The sequence below is a fragment of the Chthoniobacter flavus Ellin428 genome (assembly GCF_000173075.1).
Lineage (GTDB): Bacteria > Verrucomicrobiota > Verrucomicrobiia > Chthoniobacterales > Chthoniobacteraceae > Chthoniobacter > Chthoniobacter flavus.
The window spans coordinates 158,057-183,326 of the sequence record NZ_ABVL01000006.1 but is presented as its reverse complement, the minus strand read 5'-3'; the positions used below and the strand labels follow the sequence as shown (position 1 = coordinate 183,326).

The following is a 25,270-nucleotide window of genomic DNA, read 5'->3' as shown; positions in this document are numbered from 1 at the left end:
AATCAGACTGCCGCCGAAGCCGCAAAAGACATGGAGTGTGGGGAAATTCGCGACGTAAGGAATACATTGTATGGGGCTACAGAGAACGTGAGGCCGGGACTATTAGTTATGCTTTCCAACACATATATCCGCGGGAATATCTATGCCCCATTTTCGTGCACCCACTGCGCCGCACGACTGTAGAGCTCGGCCGCGTTGCGCAGCCGCAGTTTTTCTTTGATGCGTGCACGATAGGTATCGACCGTCGTTTCCCCGAGGTGCAGGAGCTGGGCGATCTCGCGACCGTTGTGCCCCTTGCCGATGAGCTGGAAAACTTCGAGCTCACGATCGGCGAGCAATTCGAGACCCGAGCTGGTGGAAGGCTTGCGCCCGGAAACTTTTTCCAACAGCGAGGCGGTCATCCCTTCGCTCAAATAGACCTGCCCGCTGAGCACGTGGCGGATGGCTTTCGAGAGCGTGGAAGAGGCCTCGTGTTTGGAAATATATCCGCGCGCACCGGCGCGCAGCACGCGCTCGGCGTAAAGCGCCTCGTCGTGCATGGAGAGCACAAGCACCGGCGTTTCCAATCCTTGCGCTCGCATGTCCTTGATCAGCTCCAACCCGCTGCTGCCTTTCAAGGTGATGTCGACGATGACGATGTCCGGCTTGGTCTCGTGGATGATCCGTTGCGCGTCGTGGATGTTGTCGGTTTCGCCGCAAACCTCGCAACCGGAATCGCGACCCAACATTTGGGTGAGCCATTCGCGGAACATGCGGTGATCCTCAACTAACACCACCTTGACCTGGCTGGCGCCGAAGCGCGGCTCAGAACCAACTGAAGAAAGAGTTGCGACGGCCATGTTAGGATGCGCTGTCCTCCGCGCGGTTTTTTGCCATGCTATCCCCGGCGATGCGAACACCGGCCGAACCGGCCACTTCGTTACCCGCCCGGCCGCGATAGATGACCGGTTCATTCAGCACGACGCGTTTTTTGTAACCAAAGGGAAACCGGAAATTCGCATCCGGATTGACCCATAGATGATATTGATTCGCCGTGTCCACGAGCCGGCTTTCCGCGGGGAAGAGCTCCACGGCTTCGCACTCGGCACCGACGAGCTCGTTCTTGATCTGCTGGAAGTCCCGCCAGTTCTTGCACGCCTCGCCGTCGCGGCGGGTGATGTCGAGCTGGATGAACGGCGAAGCGTCGCGCATCCGCACCGTATAGAGATCGTTCATGAAGGCGTGCGGCGCGCCCGTCGATTGGATCAGCTTTTCCACGAAGCGCAGCCTTTCGAGGATGTTCGGGACGACCCCAAAATGCTGGAGGAAAAACTCCTGGGGCTGGGCGAGGAGGGCATCGCGGTAGATTTGGTTTTCGCGCACATCGCGCTGGATGCGGGTAAACGGATTCATGCGCACACCTCCTTGCCAACAACGTAGCCCATGAGCTGGCCGGGGAGAGGGGGAACTGGACAATGGGAGGGGTAATTCATGGCAGTTGAAGAACTGCATTCATTCAAACGCCGTCCCGGCGATCGCACAAAAGTCTTGACTTGTGGGGGTAATTGCGACCGTTGTCCACAAAATCGCCACACCCGCAAACCCTGATAAAATCAGGCTTCGCGGGCGATGTTAGGAAACCCAAACAAACTCATTTCCCAATGGGAACCACCGCGCATCGCGGCCCGCTCCCAGGCCCTTTCGGTGCCCAAAAATGACCTTCCGCGAGTACGCTATCTCGTACTGACCACGTTTTTCGCGACCACCACGTGGTCGAAATTCAGCCACGCTTCCCCCTGTTCGGATCTGACCCTCACCCACGGCCAGTGCGTCGTACTCAAAATGGTGACGCGCGTGACGCCGGAGAAAACGGTGGCATCACTTTGGATATCCAGTTGATCGCCACTTTGGAACGGTGGCCGACTCGCTTTCTGTTCCAAGGTCAGGCGGCTTTCCGACTGGCCGTGGAGCGTAACTACAGCGCCGAGAAAAAGCGCCACCAACACCGGGGGAAGGTTCGTGTGCACGGAGAATAGAAGGACAGGTTTATCGCGGATTGAAAATAAAATAATGAGGGTTGTTACGTTGCGTTTAAGAAAACACTTCAGATTGACATACACCTACCAGATCTGCCTTTCGGCTTTTTTGTCACGTCGATCCGATTTCACGAGGGCACCCAGCCGCTACCACCGCGTTTTTACAGACGTCTTTTCGGGAGGAAATTGCATCAGGGTAACTATGTATTTTATCGCTGAAGCTTGATGAAGATGCTTGCTAATTGTGACAAATGTAGTCAAACGTCGACACATGACCATGGATGCGCACCCCAAGATTCCGTGGCCGGGTACGTATCTCGGTCGACTGCAGGCTGTGACCCTGGAGTTGCGCAATTGCGGTGCTCAGGCATCCGTGGAAATGCTGATGGAACGCTTCAGCGGAGTGACCCCGGAACAGGTGGAAGCCACCCTTGCCGCCCTCGTGCTTTTCGGGCGGGTTGATAAAAAAGGCGACTTGTTTGTGGTGACCGGAAAAGAGTGAGATCCCGGGCTGGCGACACGGTGCCGGAATGTCGATTCCGCGCTACGCCGTCGCCGAATGCAGGGCGATGCGATTGCCTTCACTATCGATGACCACCGCGCGGTAACCGTACGGCCCGATCTGGTGCGGCGGCTGTTGCACGATTCCGCCATTCGCGATCACCGCCGCCACGGCCGCGTCCAGTCGGCCATCGACGGAAAGATAAATGAGTGGACCGTTCAGCGAAGGCTGATTGCCCGCGTCGAGAGTGAGGCATCCGGAGGTGTTGTCATCATGCGGCAACAAACCGAATTCCACGCCCGGCCCGCCCGTTTCCCTGGTCACAGGTGCGCCGAGCACCGCGGCGTAAAAAGCAATCGCCCGGTCGAGATCGATGACCGGAATATCCGTCCAACAAAGTGTTTGGCCTTCCATGATGTGATTTGAGTTGGGGAAACCTTGAGCAATCGCAAGACGACCTGCGGATGGCTTTATAGTGCGCTCGGGAAAATGCGCCAGAGAGGAGTGATAGAGGACAAATGAGACCTATAGGGGATAGTCATTCGCGCCTCCGCATCCCATCGTTCCTATTCCTCCTATCACTCCTGTCCACCCATAAATTAACACCCGGCAGCCGGACTGGATTGAGCAGCCGACTGCCGGGCGTGTTTCCTTGGTTGCAGAGCGGCCGAAGCCGCTGGAAATCAATTAATCTGCGAGGATGGGTCCTTCGCCGGAATCGCTCGGGCGTTCCTTCTTCTTGGGTACGACCATGATGTTATTTTGCGGGTCTGTTTGTCTTTGTACAGGCAAATTAATGGCCTCAACTCAGGAGCAGCCTTGGGAGGTGCCACATTCGGTGCAGCAGCCGCACGCGCCAGCGCGAATGACTTTGCTGGAGCCACAGTTCGAGCAGGGCGTGTCCATGTACATATTGCCCAGGGCTTCCTGCACTCGCTCGGCGTGGGTATTCCCCGGCGCCTTGATGTGCGGGCTGCCTTCGCTGCCGTTGGTATTGGTGACGACATCGATGATATCCACCGAGTCGCGCGGCAACTCCGGCACCGGACGATTCAGCGCTGCCTTGTCGATCTGCGCGAGTTCCCGCATCGGGAGGTCGACCTGGCCTTTGTTCGGCGAGGTGGCTTCCTTGTAACCCTTGATGAATTGGCAGCCCAACCAGCGGAAGATGTAATCGGTAATCGAAGTCGCGTTACGAATATCGGGATTCTTGGTGAAACCCGACGGCTCGAAACGCTGATAGGCGAACTTCTTCACCAGCGACTCGAGCGGCACGCCGTATTGCAGCGAGATGCTGGTCAGCGTGGCCACGGTATCCATGAGGCCACCGATGGTGCTGCCTTCCTTGTTCATCTGGATGAACAATTCGCCCGGCTGCCCATCCTCGAACATGCCCACGGTGAGATAGCCCTTGTGGCCGGCGATCTCGAACTTATGGTTCATCGCCAGGCGGGTCTCCGGCATGCGGCGGCGAATCGGCTCATCGCACTTCGCGCGCAACGTCGCCGCTTCCTGCTCGAGTTCGACGATCCGCGCCTCGAGGGTGCGCTTGTCGTTCAGCACGGCGTCGACATCGGACACCGCTTCCGCAGTACCCATGTCCTTCGTCTTCTTGACGTTGAGCGGTGCGCTGCGCTTCGAGCCGTCGCGATAGATGGCGATGGCCTTGAGGCCGAGCTGCCAGCCTTCGACGTAGGTGTTCACGATGTCTTCCACCGTGGCTTCCTCGGGCAGATTCACCGTCTTGGAAATCGCGCCGCTGAGGAACGGCTGCGCGGCGGCCATCATGCGAATGTGACCGCGATAGTGCAGCGAACGCGAGCCGCGGTGCGGTTTGAACGCGCAATCAAACACCGGCAGATGCTCGGGCTTGAGGCCGCTCGGAATCGTCGTGCCATCTTCGTCGGTCACGTCTTCGATCGTGTCGAATTTGTCGATATGAGCGACGACGCCTTCGATCTCCGCGAAACTGTAGCCGAGGTTTTGCAACGCGGGCTTCACCGTCTGGTTCACGATCTTGAGCATGCCGCCGCCGGCGAGCAGCTTGTACTTCACCAGCGCGATATCAGGCTCGATGCCGGTGGTGTCGCAATCCATGAGGAAACCGATCGTGCCGGTGGGCGCGAGCACCGTGACCTGCGCATTGCGATAGCCGTGCTTTTTGCCCTGCGCGAGCGCACCGTCCCAGCACTTCTGCGCCTCCTCCTTGAGGTAGCCGAAACGATCGCTGTCCTGGATCCTGGACACGTGCGAGCGATGCAGGTCGATGACTTCGAGCATGTAGGATTCGTTCGTCGAATCGACCGTCTTCTTCACGCCGCTGGCGCGGGTATCCTTGTAACCCGGGAACGGTCCCATCGTTTTGGCCAGCTTGGCCGATTGCTCGTAAGCGTGGCCGGTCATGATCGACGTGATGGCGCCGGCGAGCGCCCGGCCTTCATCGGTATCGTAACCGAGGCCGTAGCTCATGATGAGCGCGCCGAGATTCGCATAGCCGAGACCGAGCGTGCGGAAGATGTGCGAGTTCTCGGCGATCTCCTTGATCGGGTAGCTGGCGTTATCGACGATGATTTCCTGCGCGGTGATGAAGACGCGGACTGCCGCCTTGAAGCGCTCCACGTCGAAGCCACCGTCGGCCTTCTTGAACTTGAGCAGGTTGAGCGAAGCGAGGTTGCACGCCGTGTTGTCGAGGAAGAGATACTCCGAGCACGGGTTGGTGGAATTCTGCCGGCCGGTGCCCTTGCAGGTGTGCCATTTGTCGATCGTGGTATCGAACTGCACGCCCGGGTCGCCGCAGAGGTGCGTGCCCTCGGCGATCTTGCGCAGGAGCGCCTTCGCTTCCTTCTTCTCGCACGGCTTGCCGTCGGTCACCCGCTTCGTCCACCACTCCTTGCCCTCGACGGCGGCGTTCATGAACTCATCGCTCACGCGCACCGAGAGGTTCTCGTTTTGATACATAATCGAGCCGTAGGCGTCGCCGTTGTAGCTGCCATCGTAACCCTGCTCGATAAGCGCCCAGGCCTTCTTCTCTTCCTTCGTCTTGGCCTCGATGAATTCCTCAATGTCGGGATGCCAGTCCTTGAGCGTGTTCATCTTCGCCGCGCGGCGAGTCTTGCCGCCGGACTTCACGACATTCGCGACCTGATCGTAGACCTTGAGGAAGGAGAGCGGACCGCTCGGGCGTCCGCCGCCGCTCAACTTCTCGCGCGTCGAGCGGAGAGTGGAGAGATCGCTGCCCGTGCCGCTGCCATACTTGAAGAGCATGGCCTCGGACATGGCGAGGCGCATGATGTCCTCCATGTTGTCATCCACAGACTGAATGAAGCACGCGCTGCCCTGCGGGTATTCGTATTGCGTGGCCGCGCGCTGCGCCTGGCCGGTCTTGTGATTGTAGAAATAGTTGCCCTCACCCCGGCCTTCGCCCGTGTGGTACTGGTGCCACAGGCCGACGTTGAACCACACCGGCGAGTTGAAGGCGCCATGCTGGTTCACACACAGCCAGGTGAGCTCGTTGTAGAAAATCTCGGCGCTTTCCTGGTCGGCGAAATAGCCGTCCTTGATCCCGCAATCGGTGATCGTCCGCGTGACGCGATGCACGAGCTGGCGCACGCTGCATTCGCGGCCGCCCTTGTACGGGTCCGTGCCATTGGCGATATCGCCGTAGAAATATTTCGAGACGGCGATTTTCGTGGCCAGCGCGCTCCACGACTTCGGCACCTCGACGCTCTCCTGCTTGAAGATCGCCTTGCCGGAATCGTCGGTGATTTCCGCGGTGCGATGCTCCCACTCGATCTCATCGAAGGGCGCGATCGTTTTTTGACTGAAGACGCGAGCGAACTTCAGCCCTTCTTGCGGGCGCCGACGAGTGGCGGCGACAGGGACGCGACCGTTCGTGGCGGCGCGCGGAGTGGTGCGGCGTGGCGATTTCAATTGAATCATACGATACGCGAGTTTCGACGGTTGTGGAGTGACGGGTTACTGGGGGAACGAAACGAGCCGAACAACTTGTGAATAAGTTGCGAATTCCTAGGGAATACCTTGAGAACTCGCGTCAATAACCACATTCTGTGGGGCAGGTTCGCCCATAACACCACAATCGGTAGTATACGCCAAGAAAATTAGCCTGTACAGCAAAAAATAAAACCGTTGGGAAGAAGTCGGTCGTGATTGACAGAAATCACCTCGCTCCGCACCGCTGTAACAATCGGCATTTCCGGGCCACGTAGGCCGGGAAAGAGCCTTTTTCCAAGCTTCGCAGACCACATCGCCCGGAAACGATGATTTTGTCAGGGGTTGCCGGACACGGATGTAGCCGCGAGTCGACCGTTTTGGCCCATTTTAACTCATACGCATACATACTACTCCGTAAAAAACGGCCGCAAAACGGGCATTCTGGCGACCACGGAGGGATGCGCTCCTGCGCGTCCGATACTTCCGCTGACGCTGGATCGCCCTGCCAGCGCTGCCCGGACGAAGTCCGCCGCCCCTCCACAAATAGGAGGAATGGGAGAGGCATAGGACGCCTATCGCTCCTATTACTCCCATTCTTCCTATTCCTCCTATCCCGGTTGCCCGGAGATCCCCGTCCACTCAGTTCGCTGCCACGTGCCGGCTCTGGCTCACGTGCTGCACGGCGTATTCCGCGAGAGCGTGGCGCAGCGGGCTATTCACGATCGTGATCTTCGTCCCGACCGGCACCGCGTCGAAAACCCGCACCACGTCCTTCGATCGCATGCGAATGCACCCGTAGCTCGCCGGGCGGCCGATCCTGGCCTCCTCGGGCGTGCCGTGGATGTAGATGCCGCGGTCGTACGCACGGGCGTTCCCAGCCTCCATGCCCCGCAGATGCAGGATGCGCGTCACGATGGGATCGCGGCCGGGGGCATTTGGCGGGATGATCTCACCGGTCATATGCTGTCCCTTGAAGACCGCGCCCATCGGCGCGCCGTCGCCGACCTTGGCGGCGACTTCGAGCAAGCCAAGTGGCGTGGCGTAGCTGCTGGGCTGGTCGCCGAGGCCAAACTTGGAGGTCGAAATCGGGTAATGAGCGGCCAGGACACCGTTTTCCATAATCACCATCTGTTGATCCGGCACGCTGATGATGATCTCAGGCGTCGTCGCCATCGCCACAACACGGCTCAGGCAAAGAATGGCCAATGTGGTCAGGATGCTAAAGCAGCGGCGTGGTTTCATGGTGTAACTCTTTAGCACCGCACGTACCACGTCCCAAAGGGGAGAACTATGTAGATCTCATTAGTGAGAGACACTACACGACACCCGGTCCCTTCCTTTGGAATGAAAAAGCTCACATTTACTCTGGAAATGCCGCGATCTTCGCGGGTTTTTCAACTGCGAAACGGCGTATCGAACTTGCGACGCAGCCCATCGGCGACACCTCCACCACGCCCGCAAGTGAGGTCCGAAAGAGCCTCTCTGGCCAGAGGGGCATCACCAACGCCCTCTTTTCTAGCCCCTAAGAGAGAATCTAAGGGCTCTGGAGGGCCCATGTATCTTTCTTTTGAGAACAAACAATCAAAAGGGAGAATATTGCATCTCATTTTTGTTCCGTCTGATTCCAGAAGGCCGTTTCTGGCACGGCAGCAGGCACCGCTTTTGATTCCATTGAGAGCAGCTCTGATTGCCTGGGTGCAGCAACTTTCCCGTCGCTGAACAAACCAAAGGCGTGGAACGCCAATTTTAGGGCGTCGCTCCGCGACTCGGGGCCTTTCCAGGCAATCGCCCGTCCCGGTGTGGACAATCACACGCGACCTAAATCTTTACCGCGGAGAGCGTCATTGTGGGGCGGCCACCCTAGCCGCCGTCTGTCCGCATCGGGAGTCCTCCGCATCCAGTATCATTCCCCTCCTCCTCGGGCGGCGAAGATCGCCGCCTGCAACCGAGCTCCGGATGGCGAGGCGTTGACATTCATCACGTCTAAGACAGCCGGGCCCAAAACGGCCGCGCATCACCAAAAAACGCCGCATCACTCACCCGCTTTTACCTCTCCGTTTCTACAGTGCTAACCCTAAAAATGTCCGCAGCCTGCGTAGATTTTTTAACCGCGAATCGACGCCAATCGACGCCAATAGAGGAGGACGATGAATGCGTTTCCGATTCGCGTCCATTGGCGGTTTTTACTCCACCAGCCCGTCTACACTTCTTCTCTGCGCCTCCGCGGCCTCTGCGTTTAAAAATTTCTTTGGTTGCGGCTCCGCCGCGCTGGGTCCCTGCGTTTTAAAATCCTTCTCTGCTTACGCCGCCAGCGGCGCGCCGGTATCACGACCGGGGAAGCGCAGGTTCGGCATCCACTGGGCCAGCGAGCACAGCGCCACGTAGGTAAAGCCCACGAGGAAGAGCGAGAGGAAGGCCGCGTTCAACCATTGGCCGTGGGCCACGGCGAAGCCGAGCAGGTAGCTGAAGTAAATGGCAAACGCGAGTTCGATGAACGGCAGCATCGTCTTCATCGGCACATAACGCGCCTTTTTCCACGATTGCGTGCGGCTCTGGATACCGTACTTCGGCGTGCGGGTGAACTCGGACTGATGCCCAAACATCGCTTCGAGGACCGCCCGGGTGTTGTTGATCGCCAGGCCGATGCCGAGCGCCAGCACCATCGGGAGCAGGATGATCTCCTTGATCCACGATTTCGGATACAGCTCGCGCTGCGCGCAGATATAGAAGACCGCCGCCGGCAACGAAGCCGACAGGTAGATCGGGATATCGACCAGCCAAATCTGCCACGGATGATGGCTGCCATCGCCCGTCGCCGGATGCATGAGGATGCAGAGAAAAAAGAGCAGCAGGTAGGCGTAGTTCGACGTGAGGTGGGCCGTCGCCTCGAATTTTACCAGCAGCGGGAGCTTCGCCTTCCACACGGCGGGGAGCAGCTTGATGCAAGTCTGGATCGAACCCTTCGTCCAGCGATGCTGCTGCGACTTGAAGCCATTCATGTCCACCGGCAATTCCGCCGGCGTGACGAGATTCGGCAGGAAGATAAAACGCCAGCCCTTGAGCTGCGCGCGGTAGCTGAGGTCGAGATCCTCGGTAAGGGTATCGTGCTGCCAGCCGCCGGCGTCGGACACACACGAGCGCCGCCAAAGACCGGCGGTGCCGTTGAAATTGAAGAACCGTCCAGCGCGGGAGCGGGCGGTCTGCTCGAGCAGGAGATGGCCGTCGAGGAACATGGCCTGAACACGCGTGAGGAGCGAGTAAGTGCGGTTCAGGTGGCCCCAGCGGGTCTGGATCATGCCAATCTTCGGGTCGGTGAAGAAGTGGATGGTCTTGCGGAGCATGTCCGGAGCGGGCACGAAATCCGCATCGAGGATGAGAACGAACTCGCCGGTGGCCGACTTCATGCCGGCCTCGAGGGCGCCGGCTTTGAACCCGGTGCGGTCGGTGCGATGCACCAGCTCGATATCGAGCCCCGCAGCCTTCAGTTCGGTCACCCGTTCGGCGGCGATCTTCGTGGTTTCGTCGGTGGAATCGTCCAGCACTTGCACCTGAAGGAGCTCGCGCGGGTAGTCGAGTGCGGCGACCGATTTCAGCAATCGCTCTACTACGTACATCTCGTTAAAGATCGGCAATTGGACCGTGACCTTGGGCAACTTGTCAAAAGTGGCCTTCGGTTGCGGTGGCTTATTGCGATTCTTCAGAAAAAGATAGACGATGACGTAGCGATGCAGGCCGTAAAGAGACAGGCCGAAAAGGACGACGAAATAGCAGATAGTCCAAATTGTATTTCCCAAGCTTCCTGGCATAGTGGATTTGTGAGCCGTTTCCGGCCGAATTAAGGGCGGAATCATGGCCGGTGCCTTCTGATGGTCAAGCGGGAAATCGCGCACGGCCAAGGGCTTCCGCGACGCTTTGACGCACTTAAATTAGCTGCTGCAATCTCGGCGCATCTTGGCATTATCGCTGCCCATGCAAATCCCTGTGCGCTGGTTGCTTTTCCTCACCGCCAGCCTCTTATTGAATACGTATTCGCCGGCCGCGCCGAAGCCTTCGGAAGACGATATCGAGCACATCCGCGAGGAACTGGGCGTGAATGGTTTCACGGCTCCGTCCATCGAACTCGTGCTCCAGGAACTCGAAACGCTGAAGCCCTTCCCTTTCGACAAAGTCTGGCGGGATTTACCCGAATCGACACCGCAGGATCGCCCCCGTCTGGCGCTGGAAACTGGCGCCGTCATTGCCGATGGCTTCCTGGCCGTGGCCAGCGAGAAGCAGTCGCGTATCGAACCCGTGGGCCGCGCGCTGCTCCGGCTGGCCAAGGGTCTCGGCGTGGCCGAACACGTGACGAAACATAGTCGAAGTATCCTGGAAAAAGCGGCGCGCTCCCAGTGGCCGGCGGTAAAACAGGAACTCGTCCGCACCCAGGCCGAAGTGGAATCGGCGCTGATGGGTTTGAAGGACGAGGAGGTCGCGCATCTTATCGCGCTCGGCGGCTGGCTGCGCGCACTGGAGATCACCAGCACGGCGGTGGAGGACGACTATTCGGTGGAAAAGGCGCGCACGCTCATTCAACCGGAGTTGCTCGACTACTTCGTCGACCGCGTCTCGACGCTCAACCCGACTTTCAAGAAGACGAAGCTCGCCCAGACGATCGAGAAAAACCTCACCGAGGTGAAAACCATTACGACCAAGCCGGTCGATACGCCGGTTACCAAAGACGAAGTGAAGCACATCCGCGATCTGGCCCGCGCCATCAACCAGCAGGTGAGTAGTAACGAAGAATGAGTAACCCGATCCGGCGGTTCCGCGCATTGACGTCGCGTTATTTGGACGAGACGCATCGCCTATTTCCCCACGTAGCCAGCGAGCGCGGGTTGCATGAATACGACGCGCTGCTCGGCGGCAACGATGCGGCGACGCATCTCGAATACCTCGCGCTGGTCGAGACCACGCTACGGGAAATCGAGGCGCTGCCGGATTTCGCTTTCACGGGCGATGACTGGCTCGACCGGCGCGGCTTGGTCGCACTGCTGCGCACGGAACGCTTTTTCTCGGACTCGTTTCCGCATTGGCGGATCAATCCGCAGGTCCATTGTGGGACGGCAATCGACGCAATTTTCCATCTGGTCGTCCGGCACGCGGAGAATCTGAAGCCGGCGCGGGAGGCGATCGAGGCCCGGCTGGCGGCGCTGCCGCGGTTTCTCGAGCAGGGCGCAGCGTGTCTGCGCAAGCCGGTGCCGCTTTGGACCAGGCTCGCGCGGCAAAGTTGCGACGGGGCGAAGTCTTTCTTCGAGCAAGTCGGTGCGCAGCTTGGGGCGGTCTCGCCGAAGCCCGCGAAGACGGCGAAGCTCATTGAGGATGTCATCGTCGCCCTGCAGCGCTATGCGAAGGCCGCCGAAGCCAAGGCGCCAGGATCGGCCAATGGCTTTTCCATCGGGCGCGAGAATTTCGAATTCCTCATTCGCGAGCGACTCGGCTTCTCGTTGAGCGTGGATGAGGCGGAAGCGCTCGGCCATTCGCTGGTGGAAAAGCTCGGCGCGGATCTCAAGGCGGAGGCGAAACGCTTCAGCCGTGGCAAGTCCGTGGCGGCGATTTTGGCAGACGCCTCGAAACGCTGGCAGCCGCAGGCGCCCTTGTTGGAGGAATACGCGCGCGTGACCACCGAGACGCGCGGACAATTTCAGCATGCGGATTTCGTGACCTTCCCGCCGAAAGAGAGGTGCCGCGTGATGCCGGTGCCGGATTATTTGAAGCACCAGTTCCCCACCGCGGCGTATTTGCAACCGGGGGCGTTTGATTCCGACCAGACCGGCATTTTCTGGGTCAACGACCTCAGCCTCGACCAGCCCACGCCTGAAAAACGCGCGGAGGAAATCCGCCAGCACTTCGGCCTTGCGCTGACCTGCGCCCACGAGGCCTATCCGGGACATCATCTCCAATTCGTGGTGCAAAACCGGCACCCGAGCAAAATCCGCCGGCTCATGCATCACGCCATCTTCTACGAAGGCTGGACGCTGTGGTGTGAAAAACAATCGGTCGACCTCGGCATCGTCGACTACCCCGAGGCGCGGCTCACCCAGATCCACGACGCCCTCTGGCGCGCCCACCGGATCGTCATCGATTGCGGCCTGCACAGCGGCAAGCTCACCTACGCCGGCGCGGTGAAGCGCCTGCAGGAAGGCGTCGGTTTCACCGCCGCCCGCGCGAAGGGCGACGTGAATTGGTACACCAGTTCGCCCACCGTGCCGATGAGCTACCTGCTCGGCCGCCTCGAAGTGGAGCGCCTGCACGCCCAGCTCGTCAGCCGCGAAGGCTGGTCGCTCCGCCAATTCAACGACTGGATGCTCAGCTTCGGCGCGCTGCCGTGGAGCTGGATCTGGCAATCGCGCCTGCGCCCGGCGGGGGAAAAGTGATCAGTATTCAGTAATCAGTATTCAGTAATCAGTATTCAGTAATCAGTATTCAGTAATCAGTATTCAGTGTGGCAACCGCGCAGCGCTTACTGATTACTGATTACTGATTACTGATTACTGATCACTGATCACTGATCACTGCTTACTTCCCCACATGCCCCGCCTCACCCGCATCCTCAGCTTCATCGCGGCGTTCGTGCTGCTCGCGGGGATCTGCGCGGGGGCGTTTGCGTTGCTCGATTACCATTGGAACTGGGCACAGGCGGCGAGCTATTGGCGGCTCTTTCTGGACGGGTGGCTCACGACCGTGGGCATCTCGGCGCTGGCCATTCCATTCAGTTGCCTCATCGGCATGCTCCTGGCGCTGGCCCGTCGGGCGCCGATCATGCCCCTGCGCGATGCGGTGCAAATTTTCGTGGAGCTCACCCGTGGCACGCCGCTCCTCGTGCAACTCTTCATCTACTGGTACGCTTTTGGCGAAAAGCTTTCGAGCGATCTCCGCCTGATCGCCGGGGCGTTGACCCTCTCCTTCTTCGAGGGCGCTTACATCAGCGAAATTTTCCGCGCAGGCATCGAAGGGGTCGGCGCTTCCCAACTCGAGACCGCGCGCTCCCTCGGCTTCAGCCGCGTGCAGACCTACCGCTACGTCATTTTCCCGCTGGCCTTGCGGCAAAGCCTGCCGCCGCTCGCCGGTCAATTCGCCAGCATCATCAAGGATTCCTCGCTGCTCTCCGTCCTGGGCATCGCGGAATTCAGCCTCGCCGCCACGCAGACCAACTCGATCACCTACACCACCTTCGAGATCTATCTGCCGGTGGCGCTCGGGTATCTCATCCTCACCCTGCCCATCTCGCTCTGGACCCAGCGCCTCGAGCAGCGCGCCCGCTTCGAGACATGAGACTGGACCTTCGCCATCTCAACAAGAGCTACGACGCCAATCGTGTGATCGACGACATGACCGTCGATTTCGGCGAATTGCGCAGCCTCGCACTCATCGGCCCGAGTGGCGGGGGCAAGTCCACGCTCTTGCGGATCATTGCCGGATTGGTGGCGCCGGATTCCGGGGACATCGCCCTCAATGGCGAGCAATTGCGCTTCAACGAACCCGCCTTGCGCGCCCATCGCCGCCAGCTCGGCGTGGTCTTTCAGGCCTACAATCTTTTCCCGCACCTTTCCGCGCTGACGAATATCACCCTGCCGCTCGAAAAGGTGCACGGCCTCGCCCCGGCCGCAGCCGCGGAACTGGCGCGCGAAACGTTGCGTCGTTTCGCCCTCGCGGATCACGCGCACAAAAAACCCGCCGAACTCAGCGGTGGCCAGAAACAGCGCGTGGCCATCGCCCGGGCCATCGCCATCAAGCCCCGCCTGCTGCTCTTCGATGAACCGACCAGCGCGCTTGATCCTGAGATGACCGCCGAGGTGCTCGACGTCATCGAGGAGCTGAAAAACGAAGGCCGCGATTTTCTGCTCGTGACCCACGAAATGGGCTTCGCCCGCCACGTCGCCGACCGCGTGGCCTTCCTCGCCCAGGGCCGCATCATCGAGCACGCCCCAGCCGAGGAGCTTTTCGCCAATCCGCAGAGCCAGGAATGCCGCGATTTCCTCGCGCGCATCCTGCGGCACTAAGCCGACCCCGCGGAGGGACGCGCTCCTCCGCGTTCCCACTTTCGATGGCGGGACGGAATGAGAAATGGGAGCGCGCGGGAGCGCTTCCCTCCGAGATTTTTCAAAAATCTTTCGTTCCCCGCGTCACAACCCCGCGCGGCTTCTCAACAGCGGGGTATGAAAAATTTCGCTTCCCGCTCCGCCCGTTCGAAAAAGTTCCTCGCCCTCGCTGCTCTCTTCCTCACCGCCAAACTTTCCGCCAGCGCGGCGGTCGACCTCGGCACCGCGGCACGCGGCCACTCCCTACGACCGTTTCCTCACCCCGGTGAAGCAGGTCCTCAACAACACCCACGGCGAAGGCGCCACGCTGGATCGCGTGAATGCGCTGATGCGCGAAGGCCGCGCCTTCCGCTACGCCCATGCCGAACCCTATGTCCCGGCCGCCCCCAGGAAACCGCCGCCCGTCATTGCGGCGATTGCAAGGACAAGGCGCTCTGGCTCATGGACCAGCTCAAAGACCAGAACGTCCGCTTCGTTATCGGCAAACTGGAGCGCGGTTCGCACGTCAGCCACGCGTGGCTCCTATGGGAGCACGAAGGCCAGTGGTGGATCCTGGATTGCACGATGCTCAACCACGCCATCCCCGCCGACCGCGCCGGCGCCAATGAATACGTCCCGCTCTATTCCTACGCCAGGAACAGCGCGTATCGTCACACCGACAAGGCTGGGTTGGTCGCCGACACCGCGAGCAAGAGTAGCACGGCGGGGGTGTAAGAAAGGGATGAAGAGCAGTGCGCTGCGCGGTTTTTCATCCTTCATCCTTCCGCCTTCATCCTTTTCTCTCAAAATAATCCGGCAGGTTCATGGCTCGCGCCCGAATAAATGTTCGGACTATTTAATGACCGTCGCCATGAGCACTCCAGAAACGCCCTGCCCTCTGCCCGATCTCGCCCATGAAGATTTGTTCGCGCCGGGGCCGCAGCGGGAATCGTTCGAGAGCCACATTTTGCCTGCTTACATTCCGCGCTGCCGCTGGTTCGCCGGCAAGGCGCGCGATCCCCAGCGCTTCTCCGTGCAGGATGTGATTCCCGTGAGCCCCGCGCCGGATGCCGCGCGGCTCGTGCTGATCGATGTGGAGTATGCGGACAAATCGACGGAGACCTATCTGCTGCCACTACAAATCCTCCGCGGCCCGGCAGCGCGCGAACTCGCCGCGAACCAACCCAATGCCGTCCTCGCGCAATCCGCCGATGGCGTGCTCTGCGACGCCATTCACGACCAGGCATTCCGTGATGCGCTCTTCACCCTGATGGCCGGCGAAGTCACGCGAGGGGGCGAACACGGCAGCCTCACGGGACAGACCGGCCCGGCACTCGGCCTGATCAAAGATACGCCCGCCTCCCGCGCGCTGGCCGTGGAGCAGAGCAACTCCTCGATCGTCTACGGCGACCAGATTTTCCTGAAGCTCTATCGCCGGCTCGAGCACGGCATGAATCCCGATGCGGAAATTCTGCGGTTTCTCAGCGGCCGCCACTTCGCCTCTGCGCCACCCTTCGCCGGGGCCATCGAGCATCGCAGTCCACGGGGTGAATGCTGCGTCCTCGCGCTCGCGACCGGCCTCGTGCCGCACCAGAGCGATGCATGGAGTTTCACGCTGGGAGAATTGAAGCGCTGGTTCGAAAACTTGCTGCTCGGGAAGACGGAAGCGGCCGGGAAAATCGAGAGCGAATCGCTGGCCCGCGCCGCGCAGCTCGGCACCCGCACCGGGGAAATGCACCGCGCGCTGGCCGAGGAAACCACGGACCCCGATTTCGCCGCGGAGCCGCTCACGTCCGCCGACGGCAAAGCGCTCGCCGAGAGCATTCGCGCTTCCTTGCGCCAGGTGCATGAGCTGATCGGCAAAAAACGCACGACACTCCCTCCTGAGATCCAGGAGCTCGCCGATCAATTCGTCGCTCACGAGCGGGCACTGCGGCAGCGGACCGATTCGCTGGGCACAGCGGTCAACGCCATCAAGACCCGCACTCACGGCGATTACCATCTCGGCCAGGTGCTCGAGACGGGCGGTGATTTCGTGATCATCGATTTCGAGGGCGAACCACTGCGCTCCCTCGCCACCCGCCGCGAGAAGCGCTCTCCGCTCCGAGATGTCGCCGGCATGTTGCGCTCCTTCGATTACGCCGCGCATGCCGCTCTCGAAGCGCACGCCGAGTATCGCCCCACGCTCTCGACCTACGCCGAGCAGTGGTCCGCCAAGGCACAACTCGCCTTTCTCGACGCCTGGCTCGTCGCCACGGAAGGTGCGCCCTTCCGCTCGACGGTCCACGCCGAGGAGGATCACCTGCTCGAAGCTTTCCTCCTCGAAAAGGCGCTCTACGAAATCGTCTACGAGATCAACAACCGCCCTCCGTGGCTCCCCATCCCGTTGCGCGGTGTCCTGCGGCTGCTGGAAAACGATTGAGGCGATGGACCGGCGGTTCATTAATCTTAATCCTTGCTCCTTAATTCTTAATCCAGCGGGGGGGATTAAGGATTAACGATTAAAGATCAACGATTAAGAAGCGCGCTTCCGCGCTTGTCGTCGTGAGGGCCGGTGGTACCTTCCGCGCACCCTCCGCACTCCATGGCTCCCAACGGATACCTCGCCCTCATTCTCCACGCGCACCTGCCCTATGTGCGGCATCCGGAGTATGATGAATTCCTCGAGGAGGACTGGCTTTACGAGGCGATCACCGAGACGTACCTCCCGCTCCTCTCGGTGCTGTATCGGCTCGCTGAGGATGGCGTTCCTTTTCATCTCACGCTCACGCTCACGCCGCCGCTCTGCCACATGCTGCGCGATCCGCTGCTCCAGCAGCGTTACGGGCGCTATCTCGAACGCTCGATCGCGCTTGCCAATCGGGAAATCGAGCGCACGCGCGGCCAGGGGCAGATTCACGAGCTTGCGCAATTTTACCAGGCTCGGCTGAACGAGGCGCGCCGCGATTGGAGCGAGCGCTGGAAGCGCGATCTCGTCACGGCCTTCGCCGAACTGCAGGAGCGCGGCGTGATCGAGATCATCACTTGCGCAGCCACGCACGGCTTTCTGCCGCTGATGGAGAATTTCCAGGAATCGGTACGGGCGCAGATCTTCCTCGCCCGCGACCACTATCGCGAAATGTTCGGGCGCGATCCGCGCGGCATCTGGCTGCCGGAATGCGCCTATGTGGCCAGTCTCGACCGGGTCCTGCAGGAGGCGAATCTGCGCTGGTTCGTGCTCGATTCGCACGGCGTGATGTTTGGCAACCCGCGGCCGCGTTACGCGATCTATACGCCGGTCTTCACGCCGGCGGGCGCGGCGGCGTTTGGGCGCGATCGCGAATCTAGCCGGCAGGTCTGGAGCGCCGAGGAGGGGTATCCGGGTGATCCGGCGTATCGCGATTTCTACCGTGATATCGGCTTCGATCTTTCGCGCGAATACCTTGGCGACGCGCTGCCCAGCGACGGCACGCGCAAATTCACCGGCATCAAATATCACCGCATCACCGGCCGCACGCCGGACAAGGATCTCTACAATCGCGGCTGGGCGATGGGCGCGGCGGATCATCATGCCGGCCACTTCATGGGCGCGCGGGCCGCGCAGATCCAGCATCTGCGGTCGAACATGAACGTCCCGCCGATCGTGGTGAGTCCCTTCGATGCTGAGCTCTTCGGGCACTGGTGGTTCGAGGGCCCGGAGTTTCTCAACCTCTTCATCCGCAAATCGGTCTACGACCAGGACGCTTTCCAGCTGACCACGCCGTCGCTTTATCTCAAGGAAAACGACACCCAGCAGATGGTCGCGCCAGCCGCCTCGAGCTGGGGACACAAGGGCTATTGGGAAGTGTGGCTCGACGATTCGAATTCGTGGATTTATCCGCACCTGCACATGGCTGCGAAACGCATGACCGAAGTCGCCCGCGTCCATGCGAAGCAGGAGGACATCCCCGAGCGCACCCAGCGCGCGCTGCGTCAGTTAGCCCGCGAGCTTCTTCTCGCGCAATCGAGCGACTGGGCCTTCCTCATGAAAACCGGCACCGCCCGCTCGTACGCGACCAAGCGCACGAAGGATCACCTGCTGCGCTTCACGCGGCTCTACGACCAGATCCGCGCGCAAGACATCGATGAAGCTTTCCTCGCGAATTGCGAATGGCGCGACAACATTTTCCCGAATCTCGATTGGCGATACTATGCGTAAAGCACCTCTGCCATCCGCCATTTTCCCTTTCGCCTTTTCTTCCCGTCGCCGATTGCTGGCTCAGCTCGGCGCGCTCCTTCTTTCATCCTTCATCCTTCATCCTTCATCCTTCGTTTGCGCGCAAAATGAAGAACAACCTGCCGCGCCACAGCGCACGGGGATGAAGATCATGTTTCTCCCGCCGCCGATGGAGGGCTCGCTCAGCCTCGGCATCTACGACAGGAAAGGGAAGCTCGTCCGCGCGCTCGTTCGCGAAGGCACGTCGAAGGATTTCGTCGTCGGCCTCAATGGGCTGATCACCTTTTGGGACGGGAAGGACGACACCGGCAAGCTGATGCCGCCCGGGCTCTATTCCGCGCGCGGTTACAGCGTGGGTGAAGTGGATGTCGATGGCATCGCCCTGCACGGCAACGATTGGATCACTGATGACGATGGCCCCCGGCCGACGCGGCTGGTGGAACTGCGGGCCGCGGGCGACGACAAGGTGACCGCCGTCCTGCGCACGGGCGACGGCAAAGAAGTGGATCGCACGTTGAGTTTCGACACCGATCCGAAAGGCAACTCCGGCGATGGCGCCAGCGTGAGTGTCGTGGAGGGAAAGGTGAAATTGAATGTCGGCGGAACCCCACGCGATTTCTCGCTCGCTGCCAATGAAGTGGCGATCGACGCGGCGCTCGGTGCGCCCGATCGCTTGTGGGTCATCGTGCGCGGCGCGACTGGCACGGAAGTACGCGCCTACACCTACGGTGGGGAATTTCTGCGCCGCCTGGCCTACACGGCTGGTGAACCTGTGCCGCAACGCATCTTCGCCGCCCGCGGTCAATTTCCCGCCAAGTGGAGCGAGAAGATCATGCTGCTGGAGACGAACGATCGGATGCAACGCGTGCGCTCCCTGGCGCTGCCGCAAAAGGCCACGACGGGTGATGCCCCGGCTTGGGAGACGGTGATGGAAAAGGAGATCTGGCTGGGAGAAACCTTCGATTCCATCCACGACCTGTTGAAGCGTCCGAGCGGCAAGCCTTTCGTCCCGGACAAAGAATTCGTGGTCCATCTCATCGAGAATCCGCTGATCAAAAACGAGCCCACCACCGCGCACGTGGATATCGGCTTCAACAGCGGCGGCAGCTTCATCCAGACAACCGATGGCCTGCCGCTGCGCCGGATCACCGAGACGCCTGGTCTAAAGTGGGTAGTCATCGGCCGCGAAGGGAGCGGTCGGCAGCTCACTGTCTTCCAAAGCGATGGCGCCGTGGTGGAGGAATTCAAGGCGCACAAGCTCGCGAACATGATGGCCTTCGACGCCGGCGATTACGAATGGAAGGGCGAGGGAAATAAATGACGAATGACGGATGGCGAATGACGAATTGGACCAAGGGTCGATTCGTGATTGATTCGTCATTCGTCATCCGTCATTCGTCATTTCTATGCCGCCCGACATCGTCTACTTCGACCTTGAAACCCAGCGGACGGCCAACGACGCCGGCGGCTGGGATCGGAAGCGCGACATGGGCATGAGCCTGGGCGTGACCTACAGCACGCGGCTCGGCGAATACCGGATCTATCGCGAACAGCGGGTCGAGGAACTCGTGCAACAACTCCTGCGGGCCGATCTGGTGGTCGGCTTTAACGTCATCAATTTTGATTATGAGGTGCTGATGGGTTACATGGCCTATGATCTCCCGCACCTTTGCCAGACGCTCGATCTCATGGTGGACATCGAGAAAAAACTTGGGCACCGCCTCGGGCTCGATGCGGTGGCCAGCGCGTCGCTCGGCGTGGGCAAGACGGGCGATGGCCTCGATGCCATCCGCTGGTGGCGCGAAGGCCGGCTGCTGGACATCGCGGAATACTGCTGCTTCGACGTGAAGTGCACGAAGCTCGTCCACGAATTTGGCATCGCCAAGAAACAGCTCTTTTACAACGACCGCTTCCAGCAGCGCAAAAGCGTGCCGGTGGAGTGGAGCTGAGGCCACTGGAGGGCGGTGCTCCGTCGCCGCCCAAATTTTGGGGCGCTGACGGAGCCTAAGCATTATCCACATCTTTGCTCGGTGTTTAGATATCGAAAGGGATGGCGCACCTGTGGGGAGCCGGCGACTTCCCAGTCGCTGACCGAAAAACCGATGCGCGCAGCGCCTCTCTTTGAGGGCGACTAGGAAGTCGCCCCTCCCAGTGAGCCGCAGCCGAATTCCCCGCTGTCCCTAAACCGACCAAAGATGCGGGGTCATGCTGAGGGACGGAGCAGCGCCCTCCAAGAATCTGCCTGACAGCGCGCACCCGGAAAACTAGGTGTTCTCCGTGCCCCGCTCCGAAAAATGGACTCTCGCCGACCGGCTCGACTTTGAAGCGTTGGTCGCTGCCGATGAGCGGGCCACCGACCTCGCGGCCATTGCCGCGCGCGATGCGCGCTTGTGGGAGGAGAAGATCGCGCCATCGTTGAACGCGGAGGAAAGGTCCAATCGTGCCACCGTCTTTCATCGCTGGCTGGAAGCGCGCCGTCCTGGCGAGATTCTGCCCGGCAAATGGTTCACCAGCACATCGCGCTGGTTCAACGCCAGCGCGATTCTCGCCGGACTCGTCCTCGGCTTCGCCGTGGCGAGCGGAGCGCTTTACTACGCTGGGGAGCGCCCGGTGAACATTGCCGTCTTCCTCGCGGTCACCGTCGGCGTCCAGTGGATCCTGCTCCTGTGGACGCTGGTCGTCATGCTTTCCAGCGGCATCCGCGCGACCTCCCAGCATCTGCTAGCCCGGCTGGGCGAAGGTATCGGTCAGGCACTGGCCAGTGTGGCCGATCATCTCTCCGGCGAACGGCGCATGCGCTTGCGCGCAGAGCTCGCAACCCTTCGCCAGCTTTCGGGCCGCAATTTGCAACCTCTCGTCTGGACTCCCTTGCTCGCGTTGCAGTCTTTCGGGGTGTTTTGGAATGCCGGGGTTCTTCTCGCCCTACTGGCGCGGGTTCTCTTCACCGATGTTGCCTTTGGATGGGAATCCACCGTGGCCAACAGCCCCAATGGCATGTACGCGCTCGTCAAAGCGCTGGCCACGCCATGGCTTTTGTTCGGTTTGAATTTTTGCCCCTCGCTGGAGCAAGTCGAGCATAGCTGGTTTCACTATCAATCAGGCATGGCCGCATTGGATCGCGGCGCCACTGTCTCGTGGTGGCCCTGGCTGATCCTTTTCGTCTTCGTCTACGGGATGATTCCTCGCTCTTTGCTGCGGACCTATTTTCGCACGCGCATGCGTCTTGCCATGCGCCAGCTTTCATTTGACGAACCCCGGCATCGCGCGGCCTGGCACCGCCTCACTGGCCCGGTTATTCATTCAAACCGGCCAGTCTCCGAAGCCACGCCGTCCTCTCAGCATGGATTCACCGCCACCTCCGTCACACGCGCACAAATCGGCTGCCTGCTCGTCGATACGTCGCTGGTCAGCGCGAAAGGGGAGATTGAGCAATGGGTGGCGAAACAACTCGGCTGGAAATTGGCCTGCAGCGAAGTCGTCGAGGTGGACTACCCGAGCGGCAATGACGCGGCCCTCGCGAGAGTAGCAGCGACGCTTCCAGCGGCGCCTTGCTGGCTCATCGCCGTGCCCGCTCCTTTTACCGCGTTTTCGGCGTTCACCCAGTTTGCGGCCCGAGTCGGCGCGCTTACGAATGAGACCACAAAGAGCGAAGGTTTCGTCGTCGTGGTCGCGCTCGATGCGCAGGGCAAGCCCAAAGCGCCAGACCCGGAATGGATGCGCTACTGGAGCGATTTTCTGCGCGCGGAAGAGACCGGCTGCGTCACATTCAGTTACGCGCCATGAGCACGAACGACTTGCCGGTCATTGCCATTCTCGGAGACGTGAACCACGGAAAATCCTCCGTGGTCGCTACGCTGGCCGAGGACGATTCCGTGCGGATCGGCGCGTTTCCCACCACCACGCAGTGCCAGCGTTTCCGGGTGCGCGATCTGCTGGAGTTTGTCGACACGCCCGGATTCCAAAACGCCCGCGAAGCCCTGCGGGAGTTGAAGGAAGCCGGCACCGCCTCCAATCCCCTTTCCGTCTTCCGCGATTTCGTGGCGCGCCACAAGGACGACCGTTTCTTCGTTCACGAAGTGCGCCTGCTCGAGCCCGTGCTCGAAGGCGCTTCGCTGCTTTACGTCGTCGACCTCGCGCAACCGCTCGAACCGCGGCACGATGCCGAGACCGAGATCCTGCGTCTCACCGGTGCGCCGCGTATCGCGTTGCTCAACCAGACCGGCGAGCCGCGGTATCGCGCGGAATGGGAAGCGCGGCTGCGGCAGAACTTCAGCACGGTCATCGACTTCGACGCCCATCGCGCGGACTTTTCCAATCGCCTCGCCCTGCTGGAAGCGCTGGCCACGGTCGATCTCGCCGGCAAGGCGAAGCTGCGCAAGGCGGTCGAAGTGCTCAAGCAGGACCGCGAGGACAAGCTCGACACCACTGCGCGCATCATCGTCGACCTGCTCTCCGATCTGCTTACTGACAAGCACGTGGAAGCGTTGCGCGATCCGTTGCGCGTCGCCGCCCAGCGGCGCGAAGTGGAGGAGCGCTTCCGCGAAAAACTCATCGCGCACGAACTCGAGGCGCATCGCGAGATCATCCGCGCCTTCGCGCATCAACGTGTCGCGGTGAATGAGGATGGGGCGCGCGAGTGGCTTTCCGATGGGCTCTTCGTCGAGCGCACCTGGTCGCTGCTCGGTCTCAGTGGCTGGCGTTTGCTCGCCGCCGGTGCGGGTGGAGGCGCGCTGGTCGGGGCGAAAATCGACCTCATGTTTGGCGGGGCGACCTGGGGTCTCGGTGCGGCAGTGGGTGGCGCGGTCGGCGGCGGCGCGGCCCTCGCCGGCAGTCGCACCGCGCCCGGTTTCAAGGCCCGGCTCCCCTACTTCTCGCGCGCCATCGTCGGCACGGAACTCGTCGCCGGTCCGATCAAACACGACAATTTCCCGTGGATCGTTCTCGATCGCGCGCTCGGCATTTTCGTCTCCGTCTCCCGTCGCGCGCACGCCCGGCAGGATCGCGAAACGCTCGATGCCGCGGCCCTCGCGGCGCGCCTGCAATCCACCAAGGCCGGCTCCGATCAAGCACCCGACGACCTGCGCCGCACGCTGGCCAAAGCCTTTCGCGACATGCGCAAGAATCGTTTCAATGACGATCAGCGCGACGCCACGGTTGGCGCGTTGCGCGAATGGCTACGGGAGGTTTCCCAGTAAGGCCGCCTCGACTTCCGATGGCACGGTTGTAGGGCGGCCATCCTGGCCGCCACCCAGCTACACGCGACGCCATCTTTCCAGTCTCGGCGGCGAAGATCGCCGCCCTACAATCGCGCTCTCGACTACAGGACTTCGCTCAGCTGTGCGCCGGGATCATCCCGCTCTTGCGGGCATAGTTGAAGATGCCGCCGGCGTCGATTACCGGGCGCACTTCACCGAGCGGCTTCAGGCTGTAGGTCGTGCCATTCACAGTGAGCGTGTCGGCATCGAAATCGAGCGTCGCTACGTCGCCGGTCTTGATCTTCGCACAGAGGCGCTCGTTGGCATCGTAGGGATAGAGCTCGCCGGTCGCCACGCAGTTACGGAAGAAGATGCGCGCGAAGGAATCCGCGACGACCGCTTCCACGCCCGCGGCGCCCATGGCGATGGGCGCGTGCTCGCGCGAACTGCCGCAGCCGAAATTCCGGCCCGCGATCACGATCTTGTAGGGCGTCTTCATCTCACCGGCGGGTATGAACTTCGTCGGATACGCATCGTCCGGCAGCCCGATCATCGCGTAGCTGCCCAGCTTCTCGTATTCCTCGGCGATAGTGGGCACGAGGGTGAGATACTGCGCGGGAATGATCTGGTCGGTATCGATATTGTCCTGAACGACGTAGACAGGGCTGGTGATGGTATTGGACATAATGTGTTTCGAGTAGAGGGCTTGGCGGCTGACTCTTAATCGTAATCTTAATCTTACTCTTAATCCTCCCCCGGAGAGTAAGATTAAGATTAGGATTAAGATTAAGAAGATGCGTGTTTAATAGCGGAAGCCCGGAGCAGGTTTTGGTGTGTTAGAATTTTGCGGCAGCGGTGCATCGCCTTGATCGAAGAGCGGTGAACCCTTCGTCGAGGGCACATTGCTGTGCTTCTCGACCGAGGAAGAGCTCGGCGTATCGAATATCGGACGGTTCAACTGCGTGGTGTAATTGGTCGAGACGTTGCGCGAGGTCGCGTAGGACGCGGGCTTGGGTTTCAAATCTTCGGTGGAGACCCACCCGGAGGTGCCATCCGCGGTCATCACCCGGCAATAGCCGGACGAATGCTCGAGCATGGTGACCTCCGCGCCCTCCGTGAGCACGAAGTCCGGGCCGAATGTTTGCACCGGGCCGAACTTGTAGAACGGCGCCTTCGCCACGGAGACGACCCACCTCGATCCCGAGGGAATGTTGTTGTTCGACTCACAAGCGCTGAAGGCGGCGAGCAGGATCATCGTCACCAGGGCGGGCAGAAGGCGGAGGAGCGGCGACCGAAACATGGGAGAGCGTCGGAAACTTGGGGGATGTCTTCGACTGCGGGCCGGAGCCACGCGC

At 60.8% G+C, this 25,270-nt stretch carries 21 protein-coding genes; 12 read left to right on the top strand and 9 right to left on the bottom strand.

Going from position 1 to position 25,270, the window contains the following annotated elements; genetic code table 11:
• Window positions 1–140: 140 nt before the first annotated feature.
• The 3 genes from CFE428DRAFT_RS12230 to CFE428DRAFT_RS12220 all read right to left on the bottom strand — a co-directional run bounded on the left by CFE428DRAFT_RS12230 (window position 141) and on the right by CFE428DRAFT_RS12220 (window position 2,099).
• Entirely contained in the window at window positions 141–839 is a 699-nt protein-coding gene (locus CFE428DRAFT_RS12230) for a response regulator transcription factor (protein ID WP_006979853.1), read from the bottom strand.
• 1 nt (window position 840) lies between these two features.
• On the bottom strand, window positions 841–1,392 hold the full coding sequence (locus CFE428DRAFT_RS12225) for a DUF7694 domain-containing protein (protein WP_006979852.1): 552 nt from the start codon (window positions 1,390–1,392) through the stop codon (window positions 841–843).
• A gap of 320 nt (window positions 1,393–1,712) precedes the next feature.
• Complete coding sequence (locus CFE428DRAFT_RS12220; RefSeq protein WP_006979851.1) at window positions 1,713–2,099, bottom strand: hypothetical protein; 387 nt, start codon at window positions 2,097–2,099, stop codon at window positions 1,713–1,715.
• A gap of 193 nt (window positions 2,100–2,292) precedes the next feature.
• On the opposite strand from CFE428DRAFT_RS12220, the gene CFE428DRAFT_RS12215 reads away from it, so the two are divergent.
• Window positions 2,293–2,517: a hypothetical protein gene (locus tag CFE428DRAFT_RS12215; RefSeq protein ID WP_131989429.1), complete on the top strand. Its 225-nt coding sequence runs from the start codon at window positions 2,293–2,295 to the stop codon at window positions 2,515–2,517.
• A gap of 42 nt (window positions 2,518–2,559) precedes the next feature.
• Here the strand turns inward: CFE428DRAFT_RS12215 and CFE428DRAFT_RS12210 are convergent, their stop codons facing one another.
• From CFE428DRAFT_RS12210 to CFE428DRAFT_RS12195, 4 genes are all read right to left on the bottom strand, one after another.
• Entirely contained in the window at window positions 2,560–2,931 is a 372-nt protein-coding gene (locus CFE428DRAFT_RS12210; protein ID WP_006979849.1) for a VOC family protein, read from the bottom strand.
• Between the two features lie 393 nt (window positions 2,932–3,324).
• On the bottom strand, window positions 3,325–6,456 hold the full coding sequence (locus CFE428DRAFT_RS12205; RefSeq protein ID WP_006979848.1) for a vitamin B12-dependent ribonucleotide reductase: 3,132 nt from the start codon (window positions 6,454–6,456) through the stop codon (window positions 3,325–3,327).
• A 651-nt stretch (window positions 6,457–7,107) separates the two neighbouring features.
• Window positions 7,108–7,710, bottom strand: coding sequence for a L,D-transpeptidase (locus CFE428DRAFT_RS12200; RefSeq protein ID WP_006979847.1), 603 nt, complete (start codon window positions 7,708–7,710; stop codon window positions 7,108–7,110).
• A 1,058-nt stretch (window positions 7,711–8,768) separates the two neighbouring features.
• Window positions 8,769–10,274, bottom strand: coding sequence for a glycosyltransferase (locus CFE428DRAFT_RS12195; RefSeq protein ID WP_006979845.1), 1,506 nt, complete (start codon window positions 10,272–10,274; stop codon window positions 8,769–8,771).
• Window positions 10,275–10,437: 163 nt separating this feature from the next.
• Between CFE428DRAFT_RS12195 and CFE428DRAFT_RS12190 the strand changes: the two genes are divergently transcribed.
• The 11 genes from CFE428DRAFT_RS12190 to CFE428DRAFT_RS12140 all read left to right on the top strand — a co-directional run bounded on the left by CFE428DRAFT_RS12190 (window position 10,438) and on the right by CFE428DRAFT_RS12140 (window position 23,915).
• On the top strand, window positions 10,438–11,253 hold the full coding sequence (locus CFE428DRAFT_RS12190) for a hypothetical protein (protein WP_006979844.1): 816 nt from the start codon (window positions 10,438–10,440) through the stop codon (window positions 11,251–11,253).
• Window positions 11,250–12,881 (top strand): DUF885 domain-containing protein, encoded by a 1,632-nt coding sequence (locus tag CFE428DRAFT_RS12185; RefSeq protein WP_006979843.1) that lies wholly within the window; start codon window positions 11,250–11,252, stop codon window positions 12,879–12,881. The genes CFE428DRAFT_RS12190 and CFE428DRAFT_RS12185 overlap by 4 nt, the downstream gene beginning before the upstream one ends.
• Before the next feature lie 154 nt (window positions 12,882–13,035).
• Window positions 13,036–13,779 (top strand): amino acid ABC transporter permease, encoded by a 744-nt coding sequence (locus CFE428DRAFT_RS12180; RefSeq protein WP_006979842.1) that lies wholly within the window; start codon window positions 13,036–13,038, stop codon window positions 13,777–13,779.
• Window positions 13,776–14,507, top strand: coding sequence for an amino acid ABC transporter ATP-binding protein (locus tag CFE428DRAFT_RS12175; RefSeq protein ID WP_006979841.1), 732 nt, complete (start codon window positions 13,776–13,778; stop codon window positions 14,505–14,507). The genes CFE428DRAFT_RS12180 and CFE428DRAFT_RS12175 overlap by 4 nt, the downstream gene beginning before the upstream one ends.
• Before the next feature lie 480 nt (window positions 14,508–14,987).
• A complete protein-coding gene (locus CFE428DRAFT_RS37245; RefSeq protein ID WP_006979840.1) occupies window positions 14,988–15,260 on the top strand; it encodes a hypothetical protein in 273 nt (90 codons plus the stop codon).
• Between the two features lie 136 nt (window positions 15,261–15,396).
• Window positions 15,397–16,947, top strand: a complete 1,551-nt coding sequence (locus tag CFE428DRAFT_RS12165) for a putative maltokinase (protein ID WP_157447489.1) — start codon at window positions 15,397–15,399, stop codon at window positions 16,945–16,947.
• A 162-nt stretch (window positions 16,948–17,109) separates the two neighbouring features.
• A complete protein-coding gene (locus CFE428DRAFT_RS12160; RefSeq protein WP_006979838.1) occupies window positions 17,110–18,702 on the top strand; it encodes a glycoside hydrolase family 57 protein in 1,593 nt (530 codons plus the stop codon).
• A complete protein-coding gene (locus CFE428DRAFT_RS12155; protein ID WP_131989433.1) occupies window positions 18,695–20,041 on the top strand; it encodes a flagellar hook assembly protein FlgD in 1,347 nt (448 codons plus the stop codon). Before CFE428DRAFT_RS12160 ends, CFE428DRAFT_RS12155 begins: the two co-directional genes overlap by 8 nt.
• 85 nt (window positions 20,042–20,126) lie before the next feature.
• Window positions 20,127–20,669, top strand: a complete 543-nt coding sequence (locus tag CFE428DRAFT_RS12150) for a ribonuclease H-like domain-containing protein (RefSeq protein WP_006979836.1) — start codon at window positions 20,127–20,129, stop codon at window positions 20,667–20,669.
• A gap of 328 nt (window positions 20,670–20,997) precedes the next feature.
• Window positions 20,998–22,503 (top strand): DUF2868 domain-containing protein, encoded by a 1,506-nt coding sequence (locus CFE428DRAFT_RS12145; protein WP_131989435.1) that lies wholly within the window; start codon window positions 20,998–21,000, stop codon window positions 22,501–22,503.
• Window positions 22,500–23,915, top strand: coding sequence for a DUF3482 domain-containing protein (locus tag CFE428DRAFT_RS12140; protein ID WP_006979834.1), 1,416 nt, complete (start codon window positions 22,500–22,502; stop codon window positions 23,913–23,915). The genes CFE428DRAFT_RS12145 and CFE428DRAFT_RS12140 overlap by 4 nt, the downstream gene beginning before the upstream one ends.
• A 136-nt stretch (window positions 23,916–24,051) precedes the next feature.
• Here CFE428DRAFT_RS12140 and CFE428DRAFT_RS12135 read toward each other — a convergent pair whose 3' ends face one another.
• Both CFE428DRAFT_RS12135 and CFE428DRAFT_RS12130 read right to left on the bottom strand, forming a co-directional pair.
• Window positions 24,052–24,600, bottom strand: coding sequence for a LeuD/DmdB family oxidoreductase small subunit (locus CFE428DRAFT_RS12135; protein ID WP_006979833.1), 549 nt, complete (start codon window positions 24,598–24,600; stop codon window positions 24,052–24,054).
• A gap of 117 nt (window positions 24,601–24,717) precedes the next feature.
• Window positions 24,718–25,215, bottom strand: coding sequence for an SH3 domain-containing protein (locus CFE428DRAFT_RS12130; protein WP_006979832.1), 498 nt, complete (start codon window positions 25,213–25,215; stop codon window positions 24,718–24,720).
• Between the last annotated feature and the right edge of the window lie 55 nt (window positions 25,216–25,270).